This window comes from Stenotrophomonas sp. CASM101, from assembly GCF_049384845.1.
GTDB lineage: Bacteria > Pseudomonadota > Gammaproteobacteria > Xanthomonadales > Xanthomonadaceae > Stenotrophomonas > Stenotrophomonas hibiscicola.
Genome location: NZ_JBMRFR010000012.1, coordinates 23,305 through 50,257 on the forward strand (window position 1 = coordinate 23,305; position 26,953 = coordinate 50,257).

The following is a 26,953-nucleotide window of genomic DNA, read 5'->3' on the forward strand; positions in this document are numbered from 1 at the left end:
TGCCGAAGAGCCCCGCGAAAGCGGGGCTTTTCGTTTGTGGCAGGGGAGTTGCAGCGGATCCGTGATTGCGCCGGCCGCCCTGTTCTGGGCATGCTTCCCCCCATGCCTTCCCCCACCCGATCGATCCATGTCGTGGCCGCCGTCATCACCGACGCCCGTGGCCGCGTGCTGCTCAACCGCCGTACCGAGAACCGCGACATGGCCGGCCTGTGGGAGTTTCCCGGCGGCAAACGCGAATCCGGCGAGACCTCCGAACAGGCGCTGGTGCGCGAGCTGCGCGAGGAACTGGGCATCGAGGCCGATGTCGGCGAGTGGCTGATGGATGTGCCGCAGCGCTATCCGGACAAGCACCTGACCCTGGAGGTGCGCCACGTGCGCAGCTGGAAGGGGACACCGCGTGGGCGGGAGGGCCAGGCGATCACCTGGGTGGCGCCGGACAAGCTGGGCCGCTATTCAATGCCGCCGGCAGACCTGCCGGTGGTGGCCGCCCTGCGCCAGCCCGACAGCTACCTGATCACCCCGGCGCCGGCCGATGATGAGGGCGGCGTGCAGCATTGGCATGAACAGCTGCAGCGCGTGGTGGCTGCGGGCCAGCAGCGCATCCAACTGCGGTTGCCGACGGCCCATCCGCAGCGGCAGGCGATGGTCGAGCAGGTCGTGCGTGCGCATCGCCGCAGCGGCGTGCAATGGTTGCTCAACCGCGATATCGAACTGGCGCGTGCGTTGGGCGTGGGCGTGCACCTGGGCAGCGAACAGCTGCTGCAGCTGTCGCAGCGCCCGCTACCCCAAGGCCAGCTGGTGGCTGCATCCTGCCACGACCTGCAGCAACTGCAGGACGCACAACAGTTGGGCTGCGACTTCGCTGTGCTGGGCCCGGTGCAGGCCACGCCCAGCCATCCAGATGCCGTGCCCATGGGTTGGGATGCCTTCGCCGAGCTGCGCGCGCAGGTGTCACTGCCCATCTATGCGCTGGGCGGCATGGGCCGCAGTCACATTGCCGAAGCGCGCCGCCATGGCGGCCAGGGCATCGCCGCTATTCGCGGGCTGTGGCTGGCGTAAAGCCGCGTCGGTCGCCGGGCATCGCCCGGCGCTACCCTGTGGAATGGAAGCAGTAGATCCACGCCATGCGTGGATGGATGCCCGCGATCACAACGTGATCCAGAAACACCCGTACTGCCGCCGTAATCCCACCACCGTCGAGGCACGCGCCACGCTGCCTGGCAGGGTCTGCTCCAGGCGCAGGCCGACCGGATGGCGAACAGCCGTCGGCTCAGGGGCGGATCCCTGCGCAGCAGGGCCCTGGCCCTCGTCAGTCACTGCGTCCTGGCCCTGTCCTGGATACACCGGCACGACGTCCACCAGCGGCCGCCGCACCAGCGATTCCAGTTGACCGAGGATTCGCTGCGCGCCCGCATCGGAGACCGCGCCCCACAGGTACAGCGAGGACAGCCGGTTCACATCATTGCTGACGATGCCGTTGCGCAATGCGTCCACCAGTTCACTCAGCCGCCGCGGGCAGCGTGCCCCCAGGGTATCGCGCTGCAGGATGTTGCCGCTGGGCGCAGGCGGTGGCACCCGCGACCGCGCACCCACACTGTCGCAGGGTCGGTCGGTATACACGCTTTGGCCCTGCGCATCGGTGCAGCGGTTCAGGCGCGTGGACTGTGCGTGGGCGACGCTCGACAGCACGCACAGCGGCAGCAGCAACAGCAGGAAGGAAAGCCGGATCATGCCCGCAGGGTAACGCCGATCATGCTCGCGCGGCGTGCTTTCAGCCCTGCAGCAGCCTCAGCACCGAGGTGGTCGGCTTGGCCAGGTTCAGCGTGTAGAAGTGCAGGCCGGGCGCGCCGCCTTCGATCAGGCGCTGGCACAGCCGGGCCACCACTTCCGTGCCGAATGCACGCACCGACTCCGCATCATCGCCATAGGCCTGCATCTTGCGACTGATCCAGCGCGGAATCTCCGCACCACACTGTTCGGAGAAGCGGCGCAGCTGGCTGAAGTTGGCGATCGGCATGATGCCCGGCGTGATCGGCACCTGCACGCCCAGCCGCCGCACTTCATCGACGAAATGGAAGTACGCGTCCGGATTGAAGAAATACTGGGTGATGGCCGCATCGGCACCGGCATCGATCTTGGCCTTGAAGTGCTTCAGGTCAGCCAGTGAATCGGAGGCCTGCGGATGTGTCTCCGGATACGCGCCCACTTCGATGTGGAACGCATCGCCGTGCTCGGTACGGATGAAGTCGATCAGCTCGGCGGCGTAGCGCATGTCTCCGGGGAAGCCCATGCCCGAGGGCAGGTCGCCACGCAGCGCGACCAAGCGGCGGCAGCCGATGGCGCGGTACAGCTTGAGCAGCTCGCGGATCTCCTGGCGGGTGCCGCCCACGCATGACAGGTGCGGCGCCGCATCGAACCCATGGTGCTGGTTGAGGTGGCGCACGGTCTCGGAGGTATAGCTCAGGGTCGAGCCACCAGCGCCGAAGGTACAGGACACGTACTCGGGGCCGTAGTCCTTCAGCTTGGCTGCGGCACGATCCAGCTGGCTGCGCTGTTCGTCGGTCTTGGGCGGATAGAACTCGAAGCTGATGGCGGTCATGGTACGGGCGGCAGCGGCGGGTGCGGATCAGTATATCGCTCCATCAAGATGGATGTTGTCAATTCGTACGGGTGTGCACCGTCCGTCGCCTGCGACCGTTCGCCCCGGCGATCGGCCGCTGCTCCGAAATCGCAACCCGGGTGCCGTGGTCGGCGCCACGCTGTTCCCATCCCGGCAACACCCACCCGACGAAGGAGCAAATGATGAAGATCTTCCTGGCACTCTGGTATGCAATGAAGGCCTTGGCCCGGCTGGCGATGATCGGCATGGCGATGGCCGTGCTCGGTTCCGGCTCGGCGCACGCCGCCAGCGCCCCGGCGGCGGGTAAGGTGCAGGTCGAGGTGGTCGGCAAAGGTCGCCCGCTGCTGATGATCCCCGGCCTGAACAGCAGCGCCGGGGTCTGGCGCGAGACCTGCCTGGCCCTGAAAGCTGTGCAGTGTCATCTGGTGCAGCTGCCGGGCTTTGCCGGTGCGCTTGCGGCCGATCCGCGCCCGGCCGAGTTCCTGCCGGCGATGCGCGGGCAGCTGCTGGCCTACCTGCATGACCAGCACCTGGGGCCGGTGGTGGTGGTTGGCCACAGCCTCGGTGGCCTGCTGGGCCTGCAGATGGCGCAGACCGAGCCGAAGGCGGTCAGCGCGCTGGTGGTGGTTGACGCACTGCCGTTCCTGCCGGCCGCGCGTGACCCGAAGGCTACCGCTGACAGCGTGCGGCCGATGGCCGACCAGCTGCGCAAGGGCATGCTGGCCGCCGACGCTGCGCAATGGCAGGCGCAGCTGAAGGCCGGCCTGCCGGGGATGACCCGCGATCCGCAGCGGCAGGCCGAGCTGGGCCGCTGGGGCGAAGCCAGCGACCGCCAGACCACGGCCGATGCCATGCATGCGGTGATGACCACCGACCTGCGTGACAGCATCGCCTCGATCACCGCACCGACGCTGGTGCTGGGCAGCTGGGCCGGCTACCAGCCGATGGGCGGCACCGAGGACAGCACGCGCGCGGTGTTCCAGGCCCAGTACGCGAAGCTTCAGGGCGTGCAGATTGCGATGAGCGCACAGGGGTTCCACTTCCTGATGTGGGATGATCCGCGCTGGCTGCAGGAGCAGGTGCAGCGTTTCCTCGCCGCGCACCCCTGACCCTTGTCCTCGCCGAGAGCCCGCATGGACGCCACTACCTCATCCCGCCGCTTCTGGACGCTCAATGCACTGGCATGGGCGGGTTATGCGATGTACGGGCTGTGGGCGGGGATGCGGATCGGCGGCGGCGTGGTGTTCAGCGGCATCGTGTTGATCACCGTCAGCGTGGCCGCCTGCCTGTGGCTGTGCAGTGGCATGCTGCGCGCGGTGGCGCTGCGCCAGCGCTGGTGGGAGGGGAGCCTGGGCAGCCTGGTGTTGAAACTGGCCGCCGGTGTGGTGGCCGGCGCCAGCGTCGCACAGGCGATGACGGCGGCGCTGCTGCTGCCGGCGCTGGCACTGGGCTGGGTGCAGCTGCCCGGTGGCCACGCGGATTACCGATGGTCTTCGCTGCTGGTGTACTGGATGAACACCGCGCTGTTCCTGCTGATGTGGACCGGCCTATGGGCCGGCCTGCACGGTCTGCGCCGGGCGCGCCACAGTGAACTGGCCCGGCTGCGAGCCGAAGCCGAACGCAGCGCACTGGAGCGCGATGCACTACGCGCACGGCTCAACCCGCACTTCATGTTCAATGCGCTGAACAACCTGCGCGCGCTGATCCTGGAAGACCCGGAGCGGGCCCGCGACATGGTCACCCGCCTGTCGCGCACGCTGCGGCAGGCGCTGGCGAACAACCGCAGCGAGCAGGTCACGCTGGCCGAGGAACTGGCGGTCGTGGACGATTACCTGGCCATCGAGGCGATCCACTTCGAGCAGCGCCTGCAGGTAGGACAGCACATCGATGCCGGCGCCCTGCAGGCACAATTGCCGGCGATGGCGCTGCAGTTGCTGGTTGAAAATGCCATCAAGCACGGCATCGCCAGTCGCCCCGGCGGTGGCGGGATAGAGATCCGGGCCACGTTGGACGGCGATGTGTTGCGCCTTCAGGTGGACAACCCGTTGGGCAACGCCAGCGAGCTCACCCACGGGCATGGTGTTGGCCTTGCCTACCTGCGTGCGCAGCTCGGCACGCAGGGGCATTTCACCCTGCAGCCGGTCGGCGACCGCATGCAGGCCCTGCTGGAGATTCCACAATGAGTGCCATGCTGCGTGTGTTGATCGTTGATGATGCACGGCTGGCGCGCCAGGAGCTGCGCACGCTGTTGTCGGCGCTGCCGTGGGTGCAGTGCGTGGGCGAGGCCGACGATGTGCCCGCTGCACGCGAGGCGATCGCCACACTGGCCCCGGACCTGGTGCTGCTGGATGTACAGATGCCCTCCGGCAGCGGCTTCGATGTGCTGGATGGGTTGGAGGCGGTGCCGGCGGTGGTGTTCGTTACTGCCTACGACACCTACGCGGTGCGCGCCTTCCAGGCCAATGCGCTGGACTATCTGGTGAAGCCGGTCGAGGCGCCGCGCTTGCTGGAAGCGTTGCAGCGGGCGCGCCAGCGCGAGGTGGTGGCGGGCGAAACACCGGAGCCGCGCAGCACGCTGGGCGCGCAGGACCAGGTGTTCGTGCGCGAGGGCGAACGCTGCTGGTTCGTCGCGGTCTCGGAGATCCGTCGGCTGGTGGTGGATGGCAACTACACACGGCTGTGGTTCCGCGACCAGAACGCCCTGCTGACTCGCAGCCTGAGCGCGCTGGAAGCACGCCTGCCGCCGGAGTTGTTCTTCCGCGCCAACCGCAACACGCTGGTCAACCTGCGCCGCATTCGTGGCGTGACGCCCAGCATTGCAGATGGCTACGACCTGACGCTGGACGACGGCAGCGAGGTGGAGGTATCGCGGCGGCAGGCACGTGACCTGCGCGAGCGGATGGCGTTGTAGGGGCTGCCAGCGGTTACCCTGTGCAGCAGAACTCCTGATCACACCTGCGCCATGTCCATCGTCCTCACCGATTTCGCCCGTCCCCGCCTGTTCCCGCGCGTGCCGCGTGGCAACACCATCCAGGACTGCACCGCCGAGCAGTTCGAGGCACATCTCAATGCGCATGCGCCACTGAAGGTACTCGACGGCTACGCCCCGTTCTGCAAGCTGTTCGTCTACGAGAACTGGACCAGCACGCGCTGCCTGACGGTGCCGGTCACCGAGGCCAACCGCCACCTGCTGCGCAGTGGTTACGAAGCGCGCAACCGCGAGGAATTGCCGGTGCTGGTGCGTTGGTTCGAGGGCGTGGAATCGCCGCGTGCGAACTACCTGGTGGTGATCCTGTACAGCGCCGAGCAGCTGGCCAGGGAAGGTTCGCCGATCGAGGCCGACTGGGGCATCGTCGGCTGCATCTACACCGCCGAACCGGAAGAGGTGCCAATGGCGCCGATCACGATGATGCGCAATGCGCTGGGCGTGGAGGAGGGCGGCTCCGGCGTGCCGCTGGACCGTGAGGCGTACCGGCGTTCTGTCGAGTTCTGGGAGAACAACGCGAACTGGCGGCCGTGAGCAATATTTGCCATCCACGCATCGCGTGAATGTGCGGACCGCAGTAGAGCCACGCCATGCGTGGCTGCTTGGCCTTCAGGCAGCTTTCCATTCCCACCACGGGTAATGGTACTCGCGGTCGATGGCCTGCCAATGCTGGCCGCATTGCGTGCAGGCAACGGTATGGCAATCGCCCCAAACATCCTCGGCCTCCTGCAACGAGAGCAGCTGCATCTGCCCTTGTTCGATCAGGCGACGCGGATCGAAGAACGGGTAGCCGGGGTTGAGCGCACACAGGCATCCCTTACGCGCCTGCCAGTAGCGTAGCCGTTGCAGGCCCGCCTTGAGGTGTGCCTGGTTGCTGATCAGCATGCCGCCCAGGGCGATGCCCTCGCAGCTGCGTTCGATCAGGTCGACATGTGTGGCCAACGTGTCCAACGATGAGGCACTGAACAGCCGTGCGACGCTACGTGCGGCATCGGTGATGCGCGTTGCGTCGCGCGACAGCAGGTCCTGCAACAGCACATCGGCCTGTGCATCGTCGAGACGGGGTATCCGCGCTGCAGACCAGGGCCAGCGCATCAGCGAGACTTGCCGATGGCAGCGTAGTGGCCGGCGGTGAGGCGCAGCAGGTCGGCCGGTGCCAGTTCCACTTCCAGTCCGCGGCGACCGGCGCTGACATGCAGGCGGGGCAGCGCCTGCGCGCTGGCGTCCAGGAAGGTGCGCAGGCGCTTCTTCTGCCCGAGCGGGCTGATGCCACCGACCAGGTAGCCGGTGGCGCGTTGTGCCACATCTGCGGCGGCCATCTCGCACTTCCTGCAGCCGGCTGCTTCGGCCAGGGCCTTCAGGTCGAGCTGGCCGGCCACCGGTACGATCGCCACCAGCAGTTCGTGCGTTTCGGTGCTGGCCAGCAGGGTCTTGAACACCTGGGCTGGATCGAGGCCGAGCTTGTCCACGGCTTCGCCGCCGTACGATCCGGCGTGGGCGTCGTGCACGTAGCTGCGCACGGTGTGGGCGATCTTCTCGCGCTTGAGCAGGTTGATGGCAGGGGTCATGGCTGCATCGTAGCGCGCGCTGGGCGCGTTGCCTTGACCGAAGCTACTGCCGGAGCATCCACGCATGGCGTGGATCTACCAGTGGGGACTGGATGCGGGGTGTACGGCCACACGCAAACGCAGAACGGACGCCCGAAGGCGCCCGTCCGTGTCGCATGCACCGGTAGTGCCGGCCGCTGGCCGGCACCGCGCAGGCATCAGTAGCGGTAGTGGTCCGGCTTGAACGGGCCTTCCACCGGCACGCCGATGTAGTCGGCCTGTTCCTGGGTCAGGGTGGTCAGCTTCACGCCGATCTTCTCCAGGTGCAGGCGCGCCACTTCCTCGTCCAGCTTCTTCGGCAGCAGGTAGACCTTCTTCTCGTAGCTGTCCTTGTTCGCCCACAGGTCGATCTGCGCCAGGGTCTGGTTGGCGAAGCTGTTGGACATCACGAAGCTCGGGTGGCCGGTGGCGCAGCCCAGGTTCACCAGGCGGCCTTCGGCCAGCAGGAAGATCGCGTTGCCGTTCGGGAAGATGTACTTGTCCACCTGCGGCTTGATGTTGACGTGCTTGATGCCCGGGTAGGACACCAGTGCGTCGACCTGGATCTCGTTGTCGAAGTGGCCGATGTTGCAGACGATGGCCTGGTCCTTCATCGCGCTCAGGTGCTCGATGCGGATGATGTCGCGGTTGCCGGTGGTGGTGACGTACAGGTCGGCACGGCCCAGGGTCGATTCGATGGTGTTGACTTCATAGCCTTCCATCGCCGCCTGCAGGGCGCAGATCGGGTCGATCTCGGTGACGATCACGCGCGCACCGTAGGCACGCAGCGAGGCCGCGCAGCCCTTGCCGACGTCGCCGTAGCCGCAGACCACGGCCACCTTGCCCGCCAGCATCACGTCCATCGCGCGCTTCAGGCCGTCGGCCAGCGACTCGCGGCAGCCGTACAGGTTGTCGAACTTGCTCTTGGTGACCGAGTCGTTGACGTTGATCGCCGGGATCAGCAGGGTGCCGGCCTGGGCCAGCTGGTACAGGCGGTGCACGCCGGTGGTGGTCTCCTCGGAGACACCCTTCCAGTCCTTGACCACGCGGCCCCAGTAACCGGGGCGCTCCTTGGCCACGCGCTTGAGCAGGTTCTTGATGACCTGTTCTTCGTGCGAGGCGGAGGCGGTGTTGACCCAGTCGCTGCCGTTTTCCAGCTCGTAGCCCTTGTGGATCAGCAGGGTCACGTCACCGCCGTCGTCCACCACCAGCTCCGGGCCGGTCAGGGTGCCATCGGCCAGGGTGAAGGTCAGCGCGTCCAGGGTGCAGTCCCAGTACTCTTCCAGGGTCTCGCCCTTCCAGGCAAACACCGGGGTGCCGGTGGCGGCAATGGCGGCGGCCGCGTGGTCCTGGGTCGAGAAGATGTTGCACGAGGCCCAGCGCACGTCGGCGCCGATGTCCTTCAGGGTCTCGATCAGCACCGCGGTCTGGATGGTCATGTGCAGCGACCCGGTCACGCGCACGCCCTTCAGCGGCAGCTCGGCCTGGTACTTGCGGCGGATCGACATCAGGCCCGGCATTTCGTGCTCGGCGATGTCCAGTTCCTTGCGGCCCCAGTCGGCCAGCGTGATATCGCGGATCTTGTAATCACCTTCGGTGGAGAAGGTCTTGGCAACAGCGTTCATTCGTGTGCTCCGGTTGTGGACGAGCGGGTGCTCGCATCTAGCCGGGCGCCGTTGTTACAAAGCCACCTTACCGAGCCTGGCCGGGCCTCGTGGGATCCGGTCGCAGCGCCCCTCGGCAGGGGAGGACCCGCATTATATCGCGGCCCCGGCATGACATCGGCATGACCCAACCATCGGCAGATGGGGCCGCGTGCACGGCCTGTTAAGGTCGGTGTTTTCACGCATCACACAGGTGGAACGATGAGCATGCACGCGCGCCGTACGCGGCGGTGGACCGGCCTGGTCCTGTCGATGGGGCTGCTGGCGGTGGCCCCGCTGGCCTGGGCGGCCGGCTCCCAGCCAGCTCCGGCGCAGGCGCAGGGCGTCAATGGCTACGAACTGCCATCGGCCGCACTGCAGGCAGTGGTCGACGCCCCGCGCGCGCCGTCGCTGTTCCTGTCGCCGCGCCGCGACGTGGCCGCGATGATGCAGATGCCGTCGCTGCCTTCGATCCAGGTGGTGGCGCAGCCGGAACTGAAGCTGGCTGGCCTGCGCATCAACCCGCGCACGTTCTCCGACAGCCGCTTCAGCTTCGGCGAGAAGCTGTGGCTGATGAACGTGGCCGACGGCAAGGAGCGGCAGATCAGCGGCCTGCCGGCCAAGCTGTCGATCGCCAGTGTGATGTGGTCGCCGGACCAGAAGTGGCTTGCCTTCAACCAGGTCGACGCTGCCAGTGGCGCCAATGAACTGTGGCTGGTGGACGTGGCCGGCGGCAGTGCCCGCCGCCTGGTTGCCGGCCTGAACACGGTGATCGGCAGCGGCTACCAGTGGCTGCCGGACAGCCGCGGCCTGGTGGTGTTCACCCGCCCGGCCAACCTCGGTGCGGCCCCGCCCGCCGATGGCATTCCGACCGGCCCGGCCGTGCAGCAGACCAGCCAGGGCGGCGGCGTGGTGTCGATCCGTACCTACCAGGACCTGCTGAAGAACGAGGCCGACGCACGCCAGTTCGACTACTACGCCACTACCCAGCCAATGGAAGTCGGCCTGGATGGCAGCACCCGCGCGATCGGCGCGGCCGGCATCTTCATGGGCTTCTCGGTGTCGCCGGATGGCCGCTTCGTGCTGCGCCAGCCGGTGCAGCGCCCGTACTCCTACGTGGTGCCGGTGAGCAGTTTCCCGCGCCGCATTGAAGTGATCGACCGTGCCAGCGGCAAGCTGGTGCACACCGTCGCCGTTCGCCCGCTGGTGGAAGGGCTGCCGACCGGCAACGATGCCGAAGTGACCGGCGTGCGCGACATCAGCTGGCGCGGTGATGCCGACGCCACCCTGGTCTGGGCCGAAGCGCAGGACGGCGGCGACCCGAACAGGGAGGCCAGGGTGCGCGATGCGGTGCTGATGCAGGCCGCGCCGTTCGACAAACCGCCGGTCACCCTGGCCCAGCTTGGCAGCCGCCTGGCCGGCATCAGCTGGGGCCGCGGTGACCTGGCCCTGCTGACCGAATCGTGGTGGAAGACCCGCAGGACCAAGACCTGGCTGATCGCCCCGGACAACGCCGGTGCCGAGCCGCGCCTGCTGTGGGATCGTGACGCGCAGGACCGCTATGCCGATCCGGGCCGGCCGCTGCTGGCCAGTGACGAGCGGGGTCGTTCGCTGCTGCAGACCAGCCCCGATGGCAGCAGCCTGTACCTGGCCGGTGCCGGTGCTTCGCCGGAAGGCGACCGTCCGTTCGTGGACCGCTTCGACATCGCCACGGGCAAGGCAACGCGCCTGTTCCACTCGCAGGCGCCGAGCTATTCGCTGCCGGTGGCGTTGCTGGACGACCAGGCCAGCTCGCTGCTGCTGAGCCGCGAGAGCCCGGATGAGCCGGCCAACTTCTACGTGCAGTCGCTGGCCGATGCCGGTGCTGCACCGCGCGCGCTGACCCGTTTCGCGCACCCGCTGCCGCAGTTGAAGGGCGTGCAGAAGGAGCAGATCCGCTACAAGCGCAAGGATGGGGTCGACCTGACCGCGACCCTGCTGCTGCCGCCGGGCTACGACCCCAAGCGGGACGGCCCGCGGCCGCTGCTGATGTGGGCCTACCCGGGTGAGTTCAAGAGCGCGGCTGCGGCCAGCCAGGTGACCGATTCGCCGTACCGCTTCAACGCGGTCAGCTACTGGGGCCCGCAGGCGTTCCTGGCCAAGGGCTATGTGGTGCTGGCCAGCCCGTCGATGCCGATCATCGGTGAGGGCGACAAGGAGCCGAACGACACCTACATCGAACAGCTGGTGGCCAACGCGCAGGCAGCGGTGGATGAGGTGGTGCGCCGTGGCGTGACCGATCGCGATCACATCGCCATCGGCGGCCATTCCTACGGTGCGTTCATGACCGCCAACCTGCTGGCACACACCCGCCTGTTCAAGGCCGGCATCGCCCGCAGCGGCGCCTACAACCGCACGCTCACCCCGTTCGGCTTCCAGGCCGAGGAACGCAACTACTGGCAGGCACAGGAGGTCTACCAGAAGATGGCGCCTTTCAACTACGCCGACAGGATCAAGGATCCGATCCTCTTCATCCACGGCGTGGACGACAACAACTCCGGCACGTTCCCGATCCAGAGCGAGCGCATGTTCGCCGCGGTGAAGGGCCTGGGTGGCACCGCGCGGCTGGTGATGCTGCCCAACGAATCGCATGCCTACCGCGCACGCGAATCGATCATGACCATGCTGGCCGAAAGCGAGCGCTGGCTGGAGCAGACCATCGGCCCGGCCGAGCAGGGCAAGGCGAAGAAGAAGCGCTGACCGGACCCGGTAGTGCCGGCCGCTGGCCGGCAACCTCATGGACTCACGCAAGCTGAGGTTGCCGGCCAGCGGCCGGCACTACCAGATGAAACCATTTTTGCATCGCAGCACGCTGCCCGTTCTGGTTTAGGCTTGGGGTCTGGATCCGTTGACCGAGGCCTGTGCGTCGCCGATGAACGAGTACCGCAGCAGCATCGAGTTTGCTTCTCCCGATCTTCCGCTTCGCGATGACGTGCGCCGGCTCGGCGCGCTGGTCGGCGACCTGCTGGTTGAACAGGTCTCCGCCGCTTTCCTCGACGATGTCGAGGACGTGCGCACCCGCGCCATCGCCCGCCGCGAGAACCAGGCGGCGTTGTCCGAGCTGGCCGAAGGGCTGGCCGGGCGCACGCCGCAGCAGGCCGAGACCATGGTGCGGGCGTTCAGCACCTATTTCCAGGTGGTCAACATCGCCGAGCGCGTGCATCGCATCCGCCGCCGCCGTGACTACCAGCGTGCCGGTACCGCAGGGGCGCAGCCCGATGGCCTGCAGGATGCGCTGCAGCACCTGAAGGCGCAGGGCGTGACGCTGGACGAGCTGGCGCAATGGCTGCCGCGCATCGACATCGAACCGGTGTTTACCGCGCACCCGACCGAAGCGGTGCGCCGCGCGCTGCTGGAGAAAGAGCAGCTGATGGTGGCCAGCCTGGTCGACAACCTTGATGGCCAGCGCACGCCGGGGGAAGCGGCCGCCGATGCCGCGCGCTTCCGCATGGCGCTGACCGCTTCGTGGCAGACCACCGATTCCTCGCCGGTGCGGCCCACCGTGGACGACGAGCGCGAGCACGTCGGCTTTTATCTGGTACAGGTGCTGTACCGGGTGATCCCGGTGCTGTACGAATCGCTGCAGCAGGCGCTGCGCGATACCTTCGGCGAAGAACTGCCGCTGCCGCGCCTGCTGCGCTTCGGCACCTGGGTGGGCGGCGACATGGACGGCAACCCGAACGTGGATGCCACCACCATCCGCAACACGCTGGATGCACAGCGGCAGGCAGTGCTGGGGCGCTACCAGAAGGAACTGCTGCAGCTGGCCAGCCTGCTCAGCCAGTCTACCGAGCGAGTGGGCGTGAGTGATGCGTTGCAGGCACGCGTGGCGCAGTACCAGCAGCTGCTGCCGCAGGTGCAGTCGCGCCCGCGCCATGCCGACATGCCGTACCGCCTGCTCAACGACCGCATGCGCGCACGCCTGCAGGCCACGCTGGATGATGGCAGCGGCGCCTACGCCGGCCCCGCCGAACTGATCGACGATCTGCAGCTGATCCTCGACAGCCTGCGCGCCAATCGCGGCGAACATGCCGGCGGCTTTGCCGTGCAGCGTCTGCTGTGGCGGGTGAAGACGTTCGGCTTCCATCTGGCGCGGCTGGATGTGCGCCAGGAATCGAGCGTGCATGCGCGTGCGCTGGCCACGGTGCTGGGCAGTGACGTAGCGTGGGACGATCTCGATGCCGTGGGGCGTGCGCGCCTGCTGGCGCCGCATGCGAGTGGTGACACGCCGTTGCCGAAGGGCGACGACGAAGGCAACCAGCGGCTGGATGCGGTGTTTGCCGCGCTGGCTGATGCACGCGCACGCCATGGCGGCGATGCACTGGGCAGTTACATCATTTCGATGGCGCACGACCGCAGCGACGTGCTGGCGGTACTGGCGCTGGCGCGGCGTGGTGGCCTGGTCGACGCCGATGACACGGTGCCGCTGGACATCGCGCCGCTGTTTGAAACCGTGGATGACCTCAAGCGCGGCACCGCCACGCTGCGCGACCTGCTGGACGACCCGGTGTATCGCACCCATCTGCGCGCGCGCGGCGACGTGCAGATGGTGATGCTCGGCTACTCGGACAGCAGCAAGGACGGTGGCATCGCCGCCTCGCGCTGGGGCCTGCAGCGCGCGCAGGTGGAACTGCTGGAGGTGGCGGCCGAGGCGGGCATCCGCCTGACCTTCTTCCATGGCCGTGGCGGCTCGATCAGCCGTGGCGGTGGGAAGACCACGCACGCGGTGGATGCTTCACCGCGCGGCAGCATCGATGGCCGCCTGCGGGTGACCGAGCAGGGCGAAGTGATCCATCGCAAATATGGCATCCGCGCGCTGGCCCTGCGCTCGCTGGAACAGGCCACCGGTGCGGTGCTGCGCGCCAGCCTGCGCCCGCGTGCCGCCGAGCCGCGCGAGGATGCGTGGCGGCCGGTGATGGACGCGGTGTCATCGGCCAGCAGCGAGGTGTATCGCGCCTTTGTTGGCCAGGCCGGCTTCATGGACTACTTCCGTACCGCCACACCCATCGACGTGATCGAGCGGATGACGCTGGGCTCGCGTCCTTCGCGCCGGCTCGGCCAGGATGCGGCACTGGGCAACCTGCGTGCGATTCCCTGGGTGTTTGCCTGGAGCCAGGCGCGTGCCGTCATTCCCGGCTGGTACGGCGTGGGCAGCGGCCTGCAGGCGGCGGTGGACGCTGGCCATGAAGAGACCCTGCGCGAAATGGCGCGTGACTGGCCGTTCTTCCGCACCTTCCTGGACGACATCGCGATGGTGCTGTCCAAGGGCGATATCACCATCGCCGAGCAGTTCTCGCTGTTGTCTGGCGACCTGCACGGGCGCTTCTTCCCGCAGGTACAGCGCGAACTGGAACTTACCCGGCACTGGCTGCTGGCGCTGATGGACCAGAAGACGCTGCTGGACCATGATGCGCGGCTGGCGCTGTCGATCCGCCTGCGCAATCCCTACGTCGATCCGATCAGCGTGCTGCAGGTGGATCTGCTACAGCGCTGGCGGGCCAGCGGGCGCGAGGATGACGAGCTGCTGCGCGCGCTGGTGGCGTGCGTGAACGGTGTTTCGCAGGGGGTGCAGAACACGGGTTGATGCGTATCCGCCGGGCATGGCCCGGCGCTACCTGCCTCGGTGGGTGCGGGGCGTGCCCCGCACACCCTCACTCCTCCGGCGACGGAGGATTCGATGCCAGCAGTTCCAGGTGGCGCTGTTCCATTTCCTGGCGCAGTTGGCGGCGGATCAGCGCTGCGGCCTGGCGGCGCTTCTCGTCCGAGGTGACCGGCTGCAATGTTGGCACCGGCGTCGGCCGGCCTTCCTCATCCACGGCCACCATCGTGAAGAAACAGCTGTTGGCGTGGCGCACGCTGCGCTTGAGGATGTCTTCGGCCACCACCTTGATGCCGATCTCCATCGACGAGGTGCCGGTATGGTTCACCGAGGCCAGGAAGGTGACCAGCTCGCCCACCGCGATGGGCTGGCGGAACATCACCTGGTCCACCGACAGGGTGACCACATAGCTGCCGGCGTAGCGGCTGGCACAGGCATAGGCGACCTGGTCGAGCAGCCTCAGGATCGCGCCACCGTGGACCTTGCCGGAGAAATTGGCCATGTCCGGCGACATCAGCACGGTCATGGACAGCTGGTGGGTTTTCAGTTCGGTCGACATGGGCCGATTGTATCGGCGTGGCGTAGCTCTTGTAGAGCCGAGCCCATGCTCGGCTGCTCTTGTCGCAGGAAAAAGAAAGCCGAGCATGGGCTCGGCTCTACAGAAAGCAGAAGGGCCGCGTGAGCGGCCCTTCGTGTTTCTTACTTCAGCTTCGCATCGGCGCGCAGGGCGGCGGCGCGGTCGGTCTTCTCCCAGGAGAAGGCCGTGGCGTTGACGGTCTCGCCTTCGCCGTTGAGGTAGCTGAACTCCTTCGGCTTGCGGCCGAAGTGGCCGTAGGCCGCAGTCTGCTGGTACATCGGGTGGATCAGGTCCAGCATCTTGATGATGCCGTACGGGCGCAGGTCGAAGTGCTTGCGGATCAGCTTCTCGATCTTGTCATCGCTGATCTTGCCGGTGCCGAAGGTGGTGACCGAGATCGAGGTCGGCTCGGCCACGCCGATGGCGTAGGAGACCTGCACTTCGCAGCGGTCGGCCAGGCCGGCAGCAACCACGTTCTTGGCGACGTAGCGGGCCGCGTAGGCAGCCGAACGGTCGACCTTGGACGGGTCCTTGCCGGAGAACGCGCCACCACCGTGACGGGCCCAGCCGCCGTAGGTGTCGACGATGATCTTGCGGCCGGTCAGGCCACAGTCGCCCACCGGGCCGCCGATCTCGAACTTGCCGGTCGGGTTGATGTGGAACTTGGTGCCCTTGTGCAGCCACTTGGCCGGCAGCACCGGCTTGATGATTTCTTCGCGGACGGCCTCGATGAGGTCCTTCTGCTTGATGCCCGGGGCGTGCTGGGTCGACAGGACCACGGCGTCGATGGCCGAGACCACGCCATTTTCATAGCGCAGGGTGACCTGGCTCTTGGCGTCCGGGCGCAGCCACGACAGCGGCGAGTTCTTCTTCTTGCGGATCTTGGCCTGCTGCTCGACCAGGCGGTGCGACAGGTGGATCGCGGCCGGCATGTAGCTGTCGGTCTCGTTGGTGGCATAGCCGAACATCAGGCCCTGGTCGCCAGCGCCCATTTCTTCCGGCTTCTTGCGGTCCACGCCCTGGGCGATGTGCGGCGACTGCTTGCCGATCAGGTTCAGCACGCCGCAGGTGGCGCCGTCGAAGCCGACGTCGGAGCTGTCGTAGCCGATGTCCGTGATGACCTTGCGGGTCAGCGCTTCCAGGTCGATCCAGGCGCTGGTGGTGATTTCACCGGCCACGATGGCAACGCCGGTCTTGACCATGGTCTCGCAGGCCACGCGGGCACGCTGGTCCTGGGTCAGGATCGCGTCCAGCACCGCATCGGAGATCTGGTCGGCAACCTTGTCCGGATGGCCTTCAGAGACCGACTCGGAGGTGAAGAGATAGCTGGACATCAGGCGTAATATCCCTTGATTCGGATGGAAAGATGGGCGCGCATGATACACGGGGTGCGCCGCCTGTGCATTGTGAACCGGTACCGGTTGCCGGTGGTTAAGCCCGCGTAGGCCTGGCAGGGGCCGTCGTGACGGGATTGGGGCCCGGCCTCGAGGCCCAGTGTTCCACCAGCGTGACGACGGACGGGGCTGTCCAACCCCGGACCGCGCAGGCCGCGACCCTGCCGGACCGGCCGTCATCGTTCTGCCCCGAAACCGCCATCTGGCTGCCGCCTGCCGGGCGCAGGCTGTCGGCCAATCCGGCCGCCGGGCATGAGTGGATCCGCCATGCAGGAACTCGAACAGCGTCTCCAGCAACGCTTCCCCGATTGGTTCCATGGCCGTCGTGGCCAGCTGGCACGGCCGCTGCTGCGCAGCGTCGGTCGCTGGTCGCGGTTGGACCAGATCGAGGCCTTCCTGAAGCGCAGTGCAGGGTTGCGCGGATTCGGCTTCGTCGCCGCCGCCCTGGAATTCGTCGATGGCCAGTACCAGGTGGATCCGGCCGCGCTGGCGAAGATCCCGGCCACCGGCCGCCTGCTGATTGTTGCCAATCATCCGTCCGGGGCGCTGGACGCGCTGGCGCTGCTGGACGCGGTCGGACGCATCCGCCGTGACGTGCGGATCGTGGCGAACGATCTGTTGGGGGCTATCGCGCCACTGCAGGATCTGCTGTTGCCGGTGCGCATCCTTGGCGGCAAGGCCCAGCGCGGCAGTCTGCACGCGGTGGAGGAGGCGCTGGCCGCCGAGCAGTGCGTGATCGTGTTCCCGGCCGGCGAGGTCTCGCGCCTCTCGCTGCGAGGCATCCGCGATGGTCGCTGGCAGCGCGGGTTCGTGCGCTTTGCCCGCGCCGCCGGGGCGCCGGTGCTGCCAGTGCGGGTGGAAGCGCGCAACTCGGCGCTGTTCTACGGCGCATCAACCCTGTTCAAGCCGGCCGGCACCGCCCTGCTGGCACGCGAGATGTTCACCCGTCGTGGCCGCCCGCTGCGGCTGAGCATCGGCGAGCCGATGCGGCTGGGCGATGGCGGTGACCCGGGCGCACAGCTGCTGGCGGTACGTCGCGCGCTGTATGCGCTGGGCCGCAATGGCGCGGCCGGCAATGCCGCTGCCTGCGCAGGCCCTGAGCCGCTGGCCGCCCCGGTGCCCCCTTCGCAGGTTGCTGCAGGGATTGCCGCAGCGACCCAGCTGGGCCAGACCGCCGATGGCAAGCAGATTCTGCTGGCCACCTGTACTGCCGATTCGCCGCTGCTGCTGGAGCTGGGCCGCCTGCGCGAACTGACCTTCCGCCAGGTGGGCGAGGGCACCGGGCGCAGCCGTGACCTCGACAACTACGACCCGCAGTACGAGCACATCGTGATCTGGGACGCCGCCGCGCAGCGCATCGCCGGCGCGTACCGGATCATGCGCGGCGCCCACGCACTGGCCCGGCACGGCCTGTCCGGGCTCTACAGCGCGTCGCTGTTCCGCTATTCCGACGATGCCATCACCCACATCGCCGAGGGCCTGGAACTGGGCCGCAGCTTCGTGGTGCCCGACTACTGGGGCAGCCGCAGCCTGGACTATCTGTGGCAGGGCATCGGCGCCTACCTGCAGTGCCGGCCGGGCATCCGCTACCTGTTCGGCGCCGTGTCGATCAGCGCGGCGCTACCGCGTGAAGCGCGCGAGCAGCTGGTGGCGTACTACCAGCGCTATTACAGCGGTACCGCTGGCATGGCCGAATCGAACCGCCCGTTCCAGTACTTCGCCGCACCGCCCAGTTTCGGTGAGCTGGATGCAGGCGCCGCGTTCGAGGTGCTCAAGGCCAACCTGGCTGCGCTCGGTACCGGCGTGCCCACGCTGTACCGCCAGTACACCGATCTGTGTGAACCCGGTGGTGCCCGCTTCCTCGCCTTCGGTGTCGACCCGGACTTCAGCGATTCGATCGACGGCCTGATCGAAGTGGACCTGTGTGCGATCCGGCCGAACAAGCGCAAACGCTACCTGCGCGACGCGGGGACGCCGGCATGAGCGCGCTGGCGAACCTGTCGCCGCACCGGCGCGCAGTGTTCGTCTCCGATGTGCATCTGGGTTCACGTCATTGCCATGCCACCGAGCTGGCACGGTTCCTCTTGCAGCTGCGTTGCGAACGGTTGTACCTGGTCGGCGACATCATCGACCTGTGGTGGATGGCGCATCGCCGGGCCAATTGGCGGCAGTCACACAGCGAAGTCATCCAGGCCCTGCATGCATTGCGCCGTGCGGGTACCGAGATCATCTACATCCCCGGCAACCACGATGCCTCGCTGCGCCAGGTCTGTGGGCTGATGCTGCCGGCGATGCAGGTGCGCCGCCGCGCCATCCACGTGACCGCCGATGGCCGCCGGCTGCTGGTCGTGCATGGGGACGAGTACGACGGCGTGACCCACTTCGGTGGCCTGCAGGAGAAATTCGGCGATTGGCTGTACTACCGCATCCTGACCGGCAACCAGGCGCTGAACGCGGTGCGGCGGCTGCTGGGCATGCGCTACTGGTCATTGTCTGAATTCCTGAAGAAGCGCAGCGGCGCCGCCGAACGCTACATCGAGCGCTTCGTGCAGGCCGGGCTGGACGATGTCCGCCGTCGCGGGCTGGATGGCATCGTCTGTGGCCACATCCACCGAGCTGCGTTGATTGAACGCGATGGCCTGGTCTACGCGAACGACGGCGACTGGGTGGAAAGCCTGACCGCGCTGGCCGAAGACCATGATGGCGCGCTGCGCCTGCTGGACCACAACGGCCAGACGCTGGCGGAGCTGCCGGGCGCACGCATGTCGCAGGCGGCGTAACCCGCTCGCGTCTGTACCCTTGTAGAGCCGAGCCCATGCTCGGCTGCCGTTACACGCAATGAAGAGCAGCCGAGCATGGGCTCGGCTCTACATGCACCGCCCGCAAGCCGCTAGCATCGGCCCATGGACTCCCTGACCCAGATCGTGCTCGGTGGCGCCGTCGCTGCTGCCATCGCCCCGCCTGGCCACCGCCGCGCGGCCCTGCTGGCCGGTGCCGCGCTTGGCACCCTGCCGGACCTCGACGCCCTGTGGCTCGGTTTCACCGCAGCCGATCCGGTGGCGAACATGATCGAGCACCGCAGTTTCAGTCATTCGCTGCTGGTGCTGCCCTGGGTGGCCGCATTGATCTGGTGGCTGTTCAAGCGCTTCGGCAATGGCCGCGTCGCGCAGTCACCGCTGCGCTGGTTCTGGGCGATCCAGCTGGCGCTGGTCACCCATCCGCTGTTGGATGCGTTCACCGTCTACGGTACCCAGCTGTGGTGGCCGTTGCGGCCGCACCCGACCATGGGTTCCAGTGTCTTCATCATCGACCCGGGTTACACGGTGTGGCTGCTGCTGGGCTGCGTGCTGGCCTGGTTTGGCCGCGCCCGGCCGTGGGTGGGCAAGGTGCTGGGCGTGGCGCTGCTGATCAGCAGTGGCTACCTGGGCTGGGGCCTGATCGCCAAGGCACAGGTCGACCGTGCCGCGCAGCAGAGCCTGGACGCGATGGGCCTGGGCGATGCGCCGCGCTTCTCGGTGCCGATGCCGTTCAACACCCTGCTGTGGCGGGTGGTGGCGATGACGCCGAACGGCTACGTGGTGGGCGACCGCTCGCTGGTGGCCGACCACGGGCCGATGCGGTTCGAAGGCCACGCGTCCAACGTGCAGGTACTGCGCGAAGCAGGGGGCATCCCGGCGGTGCAGCAGCTGACCTGGTTCAACCGTGGCTTCATGCGTGCGCAGGTGATGGACGGCCGGCTGGTGCTGAGCGACCTGCGCATGGGCCTGGAGCCGGACTACACCTTCAACTTCGCCGTGGCCGAGCAGGTCGACGGGCAGTGGCGGCCAATCACGCCCGAGCAGCTGCGGGCGGATTACAGCAGTCCCGCCGCGCGCGCTGATGCCGGGCGCCGGCTGGCGGCGATGTGGCAGCGGATCTGGCATGCGCCCGTAGTCGGCGCTGTCGAGTAGATCCACGCCATGCGTGGATGCGGGAGCATTGGTGCCGCGTCGGCTCAATACACCGTGGCGCGGCCCTGCACGAACGAATAGAAGAACACCGCATTCGGGCCGTTCTGCACCAGGCGGAACTCGCGACGCATGCCTTCCACGGTTTCCTCGTCCACCGAGCCGGCCTGCAGCAGTTGGTCGGCGGCCGACAGCAGCAGCTGCTCCCAGAACGCGATCATCGTCTTGCGCCGCGCCGGTTCGCGGTTGTCCAGGTGGATGGTCTTGATCTCGGTGTGCACGTCGCGGAAGCCGCCGGCCAGCAGCAGGTTGCCCAGCTTGGCGCCAACGAAGGGGTCGCCCCCGTGGTCGTACTGGAAATCGTTGAACGCCATCCAGTAACGCCAGATGTGCGGCGAATACGGGTCGAGCAGGAACGAGGCATTCATCACCTCGGTGATGTAGACCGGCGAACCCGGTGCCAGCACCCGGCGCACCTCGCTCAGCACGCGCGCAGGTGACGGCACGTGCTCCAGTACCCAGCACAGGAACGCCGAGTCGAAGCTGCGTGCCTCGAACGAGAGCTCGCCGGCGTCAGCCTGCTGCAGGGTGTAGCGATCGCTGCACCACGGCGTGCGCGCCAGGTTCTCGCGCGCGGTGGTCAGCTGGGTCTCGCTCAGGTCCACACCGGTCACGTGCAGCTCGGGGAAGCGGCGCAGCAGGATCTCGGTCTGCGCACCCACGCCGCTGCCGACTTCCAGCAGGCGCCGCGCGCCGCTGTAGTCGATTTGGCCGAAGATGCTCGATTCCAGCAGGCGCGCCTGGGTCATCAGGCGCTGCTGCTCGGTGCCGGAGAACCCGTGCAGGTAGGTCGGGGAGGAGATCGGCGGGGTCATGGGGCGGGCTCTTGTAGCGTCGAGCAGGCTCGACTGTCCGGAAACGCAGGATTGGCGGCTCAGGCCGCCGAAGACAACGCCGGTTCCCCGGCGATCAGGCGGTCGAAGTACTCGGTGGTCAGCGCGACCTGGCTCTGCGGGTCTTCGGCGCGGTTGACCACGGCGCGGAAGGCCGCATTCTCCGGCCGGTCCTTGGCATACCAGCCCAGGTGCTTGCGCGCGATGCGCACGCCCTGCGGCTCGCCATAGAACGCATGCAGTGCGTGCAGGTGGCCGAGCAGGATGTCGCGCACTTCCGCCAACGACGGTGGTGGCAGTTCCTCACCGGTGGCCAGAAAGTGCGCCACTTCGCGGAAGATCCACGGCCGGCCCTGTGCCGAGCGGCCGATCATCACCGCGTCCACGCCGGTCTGCTGCAGCACGTATGCCGCCTTCTGCGGCGAATCGATATCGCCGTTGGCGATCACCGGAATGCGCAGCGCGGCCTTGATCTCGCCGATCGTGGCGTACTCGGCCTGGCCGGTGTAATGCTGGTCGCGGGTGCGGCCATGCACCGCCAGCGCGGCGATGCCGCTGTCCTCGGCGATGCGGGCGATCACCGGGCCATTGCGATGGTCGCAGTCCCACCCGGTGCGGATCTTCAGCGTGACCGGAACGTCCACCGCGTTGACCACGGCCTCGAGGATGCGCGCCACCAGCTGCTCGTCACGCATCAGCGCCGAGCCGGCCCAGGCGTTGCACACCTTCTTGGCCGGGCAGCCCATGTTGATGTCGATGATCTGCGCGCCGTGGTCGACGTTGTAGCGTGCGGCCTCGGCCAGCTGCTGCGGCTCGGTGCCGGCGATCTGCACGCTGATCGGTGCCGGTTCGCCGTCATGGTCCATGCGGTGGATCGACTTGCGCGTGGTCCAGAAGCGCGGGTCGCTGATGGTCATTTCCGAGGCGGCCAGGCCCGCGCCCAGCCGTTTGCACAGCAGGCGGAAGGGTTTGTCGGTGACGCCGGCCATGGGCGCCAGCACGACGTTCGGAGCAATGGTGTACGGGCCGATCTGCATGCGCCCATTGTAGGGCGCCGACAGCGACGCGGCCGTATCGGCTGCGCCCCGGTTCAGGCCGATCGGCACCGACCTCATGCCGTACCGGCATCAGCAGATGCTTGACGGTTGCTTCCGCCGCCCCCAAGGGCGGGCGAAGGTGGGCGGCTACCCCAGGCGCTGCCAGGCCTGGCGGGTACCCAGGGCGAAGGCCAGCCCCAGGCTGAGGCAGACCAGTGAACTGACCATCCAGAAGCGCCGGCCGTTGTAGCCGGGCCGCAGCAGCGCCAGCCCGAAGCCCATCGCGGCGCGCAGCAGCAACAGCAGGGCGATGCCCGACAGGACCAGACGACTGGCCGGCAGTGGCGAATGCCAGCCCGCAGCGGCCAGTGCGTACAGCGTCCAGGCCACCAGCACGGCCGTGATGCCGGCGGTCATCAGCGGTGGCCACCAATGCCCGGCCTGTGCCAGCCGGACCACGCGCTGGCCGGCACCGAAGTACCTGTACCACGCGGCGCCGAAGGCGATGCAGCCGATATGCAGCAGCGCCGCAGCGGCACTGCCTGCGGCCGCGACCAGCAACCAGGGGAATCCGTCCATGTCCTGCCCGTGCAAGGAAGCTGCGCGGATCGTGAGCGAGGGGCAGGATGTGGGCAATGCGACAGGCGGTCGCAGGGGCTGGGCAATGGGCGAAAGAAAGGCCCAGGTGCCTGTGCACCCGGGCCTTGTCATCCACGCGTGGCGTGGAATTACTTGGCTTCGGCGTCGGCCGGGGTGAAGCGCGGCATCGCCGCCGCAGCGCCTTCCTTCTCGGTCGAGCGACCGGCGAACTGGTTGGCAAAGCGCACGTGGCGGGCGAACGGTGCATCGGCCACCTGTGCCAGCGACGCAGCCAGCGCACCGTTGAAGGCATCACCAGCACCGGTGGTGTCGATGGCCTGCACCTGTTCGGCACCGACGCGGTAGTACGGCTGGGTATCGCCGCGCAGGTTCTCGTCGGCGTGAGAGACGAACACGCCCACCGAACCCAGGGTCACCACCACCGTGCCGTTGCCGACCAGCTTGCGGCACAGCGCATGCAGGCTGGCGCCATCCAGCGCCGCGACGTCGTTGGCATCCACGCGCTCGCCGACATGGCGGCCGAGCAGGGCGGCGAACTCGGTCTCGTTCGGGGTGATCACATCGGCCAGCTTGAGCAGGCCGATGGTCGAGGGCGCATCGGCCGGCGCGGTGTTGAGCACGGTGGTGACACCGGCCTCGCGGGCCGTGGCCAGCGCCGCTTCGATGGTCTGCACCGGCGATTCCAGCTGCACCAGCACCACCTTGGCACCGGCCAGCAGGGCCTGCTGCTGTTGCAGGAAATCGGTGCCCAGCGCGGCATTGGCGCCGGGGCCGATCACGATCGTGTTGCGGCCACGGGCATCGACGTAGATGCCGGCGGTGCCGGTCGGCTCGCTGCTGGCCTCGGCGATCAGCGCGAAGCCATCGTGCGCAGCCAGTTCGCGCGCAGTGGCGCCACCGGCGTCATCGCCCAACGCACACACGAAGTGGGTGTCCGCACCAGCGCGGCAGGCCGCCACGGCCTGGTTGAAGCCCTTGCCACCGGGGCCGGTGCTGTAGCGGCCGGCAATGGTCGCACCCGGTGCCGGCAGCGTTTCGCACCGCCACACGTGATCGACATTGAAGGAACCGACGACAACGACACTGCTGCTCATAGGAAATCTTTTCTCAACCAGGGGTTCAACTGAAGTGCGTCAGCACGCCGGCGATGGTCGCCGTCATGAAGGTGGCAATGGTACCGCCTAGCACCGCGCGCAGGCCGAACTTGGCCAGGTCGTGGCGGCGCTCCGGCGCGAGGCCACCGATACCGCCGATCTGGATCGCGATCGAGCTGAAGTTGGCGAAGCCGCACAGCGCGTAAGTGGCAATCAGGCGGCCTTCGGCGGACAGGCTCACGCCCGGGATCTGGCCGTTCACGATCTGCGACAGTTCGGTGTAGGCGACGAACTCGTTGATCACGACCTTCTGGCCGATCAGCGAGCCGACGGTGGTGGCGTCGGCCCACGGCGTGCCGATCACCCAGGCGATCGGGGCCAGCAGATAGCCGAAGATGGTCGACAGGTTGGTCGGCTTGCCGATGGCAGCGGCCAGGCCGGTCACTTCGCCCACCCAGGTCAGCGGCGCGTTCAGCAGCGCGATAAGGGCGATGAAGGCCAGCAGCATCGCGCCGATGTTCAGTGCCAGCTTCAGGCCGTCACCGGCGCCGGCAGCGGCGGCATCGATGATGTTGCTGGAGGTCTTTTCGACTTCCATCTTCACCGTGCCGCGGGTCAGCGGGGTGCCGGTTTCCGGAATCAGCAGCTTGGCCACGACCAGGGTGGCCGGGGCCGCCATGATGCTGGCCGCCAGCAGGTGCTTGGCGTAGAAAGCCTGCTGCGCCGGATCGCCGCCGCCCAGCATGCCCACGTAGGCCGCCAGCACGCCGCCGGCGATATGCGCCATGCCGCCGATCATCATGGTCAGCAGTTCGGACTGGGTCATCCTGGCGATGTACGGGCGAACGGTCAGCGGCGCCTCGGTCTGGCCGATGAAGACGCTGGCGCAGACGCTGGTGGTTTCCGCGCCGGACACGCGCATCACCTTGGTGATCGACCAGGCCATCACGCGCACGATCGCCTGCATGACGTTGAGGTGGTACATCACCCCCATCAGCGCCGAGAAGAAGATGATGGTCGGCAGCACCTGGAAGGCGAAGATGAAGCCGTAGTTCTTGGTGTCCATCAACGAGCCGAAGATGAAGCCCGAGCCCTCGTTGACGAAGCTGAGGATCTTGACGAAGCCCTTGCCCAGCGCATCGAACACGTCGCGCCCGCCCGGCACCAGGATCACCAGCGCCGCAAAGGCGATCTGCAGGGTGATACCGGTGGCAACCAGCTTCCAGTCAACTGCACGCTTGTTGTTGGAAAACAACCAGGTGATGCCGATCAGCACCGCCAACCCGAACAGGCCGAAGCCGATCCTGCCCAAACCTTCGACCATGTGAGTGACTCCCCTGGGGCGTCGCGAAAAACGGGAAGCCTAGTGCAGGGCAGGGGCCGGGGCAAGAAAAAGCAGCGTGCGCGCACCCAACGGTACCGATCGGGCCAGCAACGGCAAGGGCTTGCGGCCGGCGGCGGCAGGTAGAATGGAGTTCGATCCCGGCCCGGATGCGGGCCCGCAGCAGGAGATTCGCATGCAATACCGTCGCTTGGGCTCCACCGGCCTGCCGATTTCCGCCCTGTCCTTCGGCGCCTGGGTGACCTTCGGTGACCAGATCCCGCGCGACGAGGCCCGCAACCTGGTGGCGGCCGCCTGGGATCATGGCGTCAACTTCTTCGACAATGCCGAGGGCTATGCCAACGGCCGCGCCGAACAGGTGATGGGCGATGTGATCGCCGACCTGCGCCTGCCGCGCGACGGTTTCTGCGTCTCCAGCAAGGTGTTCTTCGGCAGCGCCAAGGACCCGCGGCCGACCCAGCGCGGCCTGTCGCGCAAGCATGTGACCGATGCCTGCCACGCCGCGCTCAAGCGCCTGCGGGTGGATTACCTGGACCTCTATTACTGCCACCGCCCGGATCCGGACGCACCGGTCGCCGAGACCGTGCATGCCATGGACACCCTGGTGCGGCAGGGCAAGATCCTCTACTGGGGCACCTCGGAGTGGTCGGCGGCGCAGATCCAGCAGGCGCTGGACATCGCCGAGGCGCGCAACCTGCAGGGCCCGTCGATGGAGCAGCCGCAGTACAACCTGCTGCACCGCGAGCGCGTGGAGGTCGAGTACGCGCCGCTGTATGCCGGTGCCGGCCTGGGCACCACCATCTTCTCGCCGCTGGCCTCGGGCCTGCTCACCGGCAAGTACGACCAGGGCATCCCGGCCGATGCACGGCTGGGGCGCGAAGGCATGGAGTGGTTGCAGGACCTGGTGCTGGGGGCCGACGCCGGGGCCCGCCTGGGTCAGGTGCGCCGTTTCAGCGAAGTCGCGCGCGCGCTGGGCCAGGCCCCGGCCACGCTGGCGATTGCCTGGTGCCTGCGCAACCCGAATGTCTCCAGCGTGATCCTCGGCGCCAGCCGGGTCAGCCAGCTGCTGCAGAACCTGCAGGCACTGGACGTGCTGGAGCAGGTCGACGCCGCCGGCTGGGCCCAGGTCGAAGCCGTCTTCGCCTGACAGCCCTTTGCGGAGTCGAGCCATGATCGACTCCGCGCGCAGCGCGGGCGTTTCCTGGCGACGGCGCCAAGAGCAGTCGAGCGTGGCTCGACTCTACAAAGGTGTCGCACCCAATCTTTTGATTGATGGTGTTTATCGAATTTCCGAATTCGATCATTAATCTCATCAATGAAATTGAGAATGGTTGTTGATTGTCAACTGAGAATCATTATCATTTAACTCGTCCCTCGCACGAGTCCAGATGCTCATGAATGCTCAACCTGTACTGCTGCGCCCCGAAACGCTGACCCTCCGCGATCGTCCGGTCCGTGTCGTTCCGCCGGAAGAGGTCATCGACAGCGAAGCCCTGCTCAAGGGCCGTCGTGAAATCCTGATCCAGCACGGCGACCGCTTCTATCGCCTGCGGCACACCAGCAACGACAAGCTGATCCTGACCAAGTAATCGCGGT

At 67.4% G+C, this 26,953-nt stretch carries 25 protein-coding genes and 1 riboswitch; of the genes, 13 read left to right on the forward strand and 12 right to left on the reverse strand.

The window, feature by feature from the left end:
• Positions 1–102 precede the first annotated feature (102 nt).
• A complete protein-coding gene (locus VG543_RS15465; RefSeq protein WP_423178766.1) occupies positions 103–1,059 on the forward strand; it encodes a Nudix family hydrolase in 957 nt (318 codons plus the stop codon).
• A gap of 87 nt (positions 1,060–1,146) precedes the next feature.
• Here VG543_RS15465 and VG543_RS15470 read toward each other — a convergent pair whose 3' ends face one another.
• Complete coding sequence (locus tag VG543_RS15470; protein WP_058980414.1) at positions 1,147–1,731, reverse strand: DUF4124 domain-containing protein; 585 nt, start codon at positions 1,729–1,731, stop codon at positions 1,147–1,149.
• A 40-nt stretch (positions 1,732–1,771) separates the two neighbouring features.
• Positions 1,772–2,599 carry a methylenetetrahydrofolate reductase [NAD(P)H] gene (metF, locus tag VG543_RS15475; protein WP_423178764.1) on the reverse strand — a complete coding sequence of 276 codons (828 nt, stop codon included), beginning with the start codon at positions 2,597–2,599 and terminating at the stop codon, positions 1,772–1,774.
• A 203-nt stretch (positions 2,600–2,802) separates the two neighbouring features.
• Between metF and VG543_RS15480 the strand changes: the two genes are divergently transcribed.
• The 4 genes from VG543_RS15480 to VG543_RS15495 are packed head-to-tail and all read left to right on the forward strand — an operon-like array spanning position 2,803 to position 6,140.
• Positions 2,803–3,729 carry an alpha/beta fold hydrolase gene (locus tag VG543_RS15480; RefSeq protein ID WP_154350236.1) on the forward strand — a complete coding sequence of 309 codons (927 nt, stop codon included), beginning with the start codon at positions 2,803–2,805 and terminating at the stop codon, positions 3,727–3,729.
• 24 nt (positions 3,730–3,753) lie between these two features.
• Positions 3,754–4,803: a sensor histidine kinase gene (locus VG543_RS15485; RefSeq protein WP_423178763.1), complete on the forward strand. Its 1,050-nt coding sequence runs from the start codon at positions 3,754–3,756 to the stop codon at positions 4,801–4,803.
• Positions 4,800–5,531 carry a LytR/AlgR family response regulator transcription factor gene (locus VG543_RS15490; RefSeq protein ID WP_423178762.1) on the forward strand — a complete coding sequence of 244 codons (732 nt, stop codon included), beginning with the start codon at positions 4,800–4,802 and terminating at the stop codon, positions 5,529–5,531. The genes VG543_RS15485 and VG543_RS15490 overlap by 4 nt, the downstream gene beginning before the upstream one ends.
• Before the next feature lie 51 nt (positions 5,532–5,582).
• Entirely contained in the window at positions 5,583–6,140 is a 558-nt protein-coding gene (locus VG543_RS15495) for a DUF3228 family protein (RefSeq protein ID WP_134731244.1), read from the forward strand.
• Between the two features lie 75 nt (positions 6,141–6,215).
• Here VG543_RS15495 and VG543_RS15500 read toward each other — a convergent pair whose 3' ends face one another.
• From VG543_RS15500 to ahcY, 3 genes are all read right to left on the reverse strand, one after another.
• Positions 6,216–6,701, reverse strand: coding sequence for a hypothetical protein (locus VG543_RS15500; RefSeq protein ID WP_423178761.1), 486 nt, complete (start codon positions 6,699–6,701; stop codon positions 6,216–6,218).
• Positions 6,701–7,174, reverse strand: coding sequence for a Cys-tRNA(Pro) deacylase (ybaK, locus tag VG543_RS15505; RefSeq protein ID WP_423178760.1), 474 nt, complete (start codon positions 7,172–7,174; stop codon positions 6,701–6,703). Before ybaK ends, VG543_RS15500 begins: the two co-directional genes overlap by 1 nt.
• A 197-nt stretch (positions 7,175–7,371) precedes the next feature.
• On the reverse strand, positions 7,372–8,817 hold the full coding sequence (gene ahcY / locus VG543_RS15510; protein ID WP_019661087.1) for an adenosylhomocysteinase: 1,446 nt from the start codon (positions 8,815–8,817) through the stop codon (positions 7,372–7,374).
• A gap of 36 nt (positions 8,818–8,853) precedes the next feature.
• A riboswitch (S-adenosyl-L-homocysteine riboswitch) is annotated at positions 8,854–8,937 on the reverse strand.
• Positions 8,938–9,057: 120 nt separating this feature from the next.
• Here ahcY and VG543_RS15515 point away from each other — a divergent pair.
• Positions 9,058–11,574, forward strand: a complete 2,517-nt coding sequence (locus tag VG543_RS15515; RefSeq protein WP_423178758.1) for a S9 family peptidase — start codon at positions 9,058–9,060, stop codon at positions 11,572–11,574.
• 172 nt (positions 11,575–11,746) lie between these two features.
• The gene (gene ppc, locus VG543_RS15520; protein ID WP_134731301.1) at positions 11,747–14,458 is read left to right on the forward strand and encodes a phosphoenolpyruvate carboxylase; all 2,712 of its coding nucleotides are present in this window, start codon (positions 11,747–11,749) and stop codon (positions 14,456–14,458) included.
• Between the two features lie 67 nt (positions 14,459–14,525).
• Here the strand turns inward: ppc and VG543_RS15525 are convergent, their stop codons facing one another.
• Together VG543_RS15525 and metK are read right to left on the reverse strand one after the other, a co-directional pair.
• Entirely contained in the window at positions 14,526–15,032 is a 507-nt protein-coding gene (locus VG543_RS15525; protein ID WP_019661090.1) for an acyl-CoA thioesterase, read from the reverse strand.
• 140 nt (positions 15,033–15,172) lie between these two features.
• Entirely contained in the window at positions 15,173–16,384 is a 1,212-nt protein-coding gene (gene metK / locus VG543_RS15530; protein WP_005408103.1) for a methionine adenosyltransferase, read from the reverse strand.
• 327 nt (positions 16,385–16,711) lie between these two features.
• On the opposite strand from metK, the gene VG543_RS15535 reads away from it, so the two are divergent.
• The 3 genes from VG543_RS15535 (at position 16,712) to VG543_RS15545 (ending at position 20,394) form a co-directional block, all read left to right on the forward strand.
• Entirely contained in the window at positions 16,712–18,427 is a 1,716-nt protein-coding gene (locus VG543_RS15535) for a GNAT family N-acyltransferase (protein ID WP_134731252.1), read from the forward strand.
• Positions 18,424–19,224, forward strand: coding sequence for a UDP-2,3-diacylglucosamine diphosphatase (locus VG543_RS15540; protein WP_171953443.1), 801 nt, complete (start codon positions 18,424–18,426; stop codon positions 19,222–19,224). Before VG543_RS15535 ends, VG543_RS15540 begins: the two co-directional genes overlap by 4 nt.
• A 123-nt stretch (positions 19,225–19,347) precedes the next feature.
• Positions 19,348–20,394: a metal-dependent hydrolase gene (locus tag VG543_RS15545; RefSeq protein ID WP_423178756.1), complete on the forward strand. Its 1,047-nt coding sequence runs from the start codon at positions 19,348–19,350 to the stop codon at positions 20,392–20,394.
• Between the two features lie 44 nt (positions 20,395–20,438).
• Here VG543_RS15545 and VG543_RS15550 read toward each other — a convergent pair whose 3' ends face one another.
• The 5 genes from VG543_RS15550 to VG543_RS15570 form a co-directional block, all read right to left on the reverse strand.
• Positions 20,439–21,266, reverse strand: a complete 828-nt coding sequence (locus VG543_RS15550) for a class I SAM-dependent methyltransferase (RefSeq protein WP_423178755.1) — start codon at positions 21,264–21,266, stop codon at positions 20,439–20,441.
• Positions 21,267–21,325: 59 nt separating this feature from the next.
• Positions 21,326–22,321 (reverse strand): tRNA dihydrouridine synthase DusB, encoded by a 996-nt coding sequence (dusB, locus tag VG543_RS15555; protein WP_155030412.1) that lies wholly within the window; start codon positions 22,319–22,321, stop codon positions 21,326–21,328.
• A gap of 147 nt (positions 22,322–22,468) precedes the next feature.
• Complete coding sequence (locus tag VG543_RS15560; protein ID WP_021203449.1) at positions 22,469–22,900, reverse strand: hypothetical protein; 432 nt, start codon at positions 22,898–22,900, stop codon at positions 22,469–22,471.
• 149 nt (positions 22,901–23,049) lie between these two features.
• Positions 23,050–24,015, reverse strand: coding sequence for a ribokinase (locus VG543_RS15565; RefSeq protein WP_019661097.1), 966 nt, complete (start codon positions 24,013–24,015; stop codon positions 23,050–23,052).
• A 25-nt stretch (positions 24,016–24,040) separates the two neighbouring features.
• Positions 24,041–25,339, reverse strand: coding sequence for a NupC/NupG family nucleoside CNT transporter (locus tag VG543_RS15570; protein ID WP_019661098.1), 1,299 nt, complete (start codon positions 25,337–25,339; stop codon positions 24,041–24,043).
• Positions 25,340–25,532: 193 nt separating this feature from the next.
• Between VG543_RS15570 and VG543_RS15575 the strand changes: the two genes are divergently transcribed.
• The 3 genes from VG543_RS15575 (at position 25,533) to hemP (ending at position 26,946) form a co-directional block, all read left to right on the forward strand.
• The gene (locus tag VG543_RS15575) at positions 25,533–26,504 is read left to right on the forward strand and encodes an aldo/keto reductase (RefSeq protein ID WP_423178754.1); all 972 of its coding nucleotides are present in this window, start codon (positions 25,533–25,535) and stop codon (positions 26,502–26,504) included.
• Between the two features lie 22 nt (positions 26,505–26,526).
• Positions 26,527–26,664, forward strand: coding sequence for a hypothetical protein (locus VG543_RS15580; RefSeq protein ID WP_423178753.1), 138 nt, complete (start codon positions 26,527–26,529; stop codon positions 26,662–26,664).
• Positions 26,665–26,751: 87 nt separating this feature from the next.
• On the forward strand, positions 26,752–26,946 hold the full coding sequence (hemP, locus tag VG543_RS15585) for a hemin uptake protein HemP (RefSeq protein ID WP_005412278.1): 195 nt from the start codon (positions 26,752–26,754) through the stop codon (positions 26,944–26,946).
• The last annotated feature ends 7 nt before the right edge of the window (positions 26,947–26,953 follow it).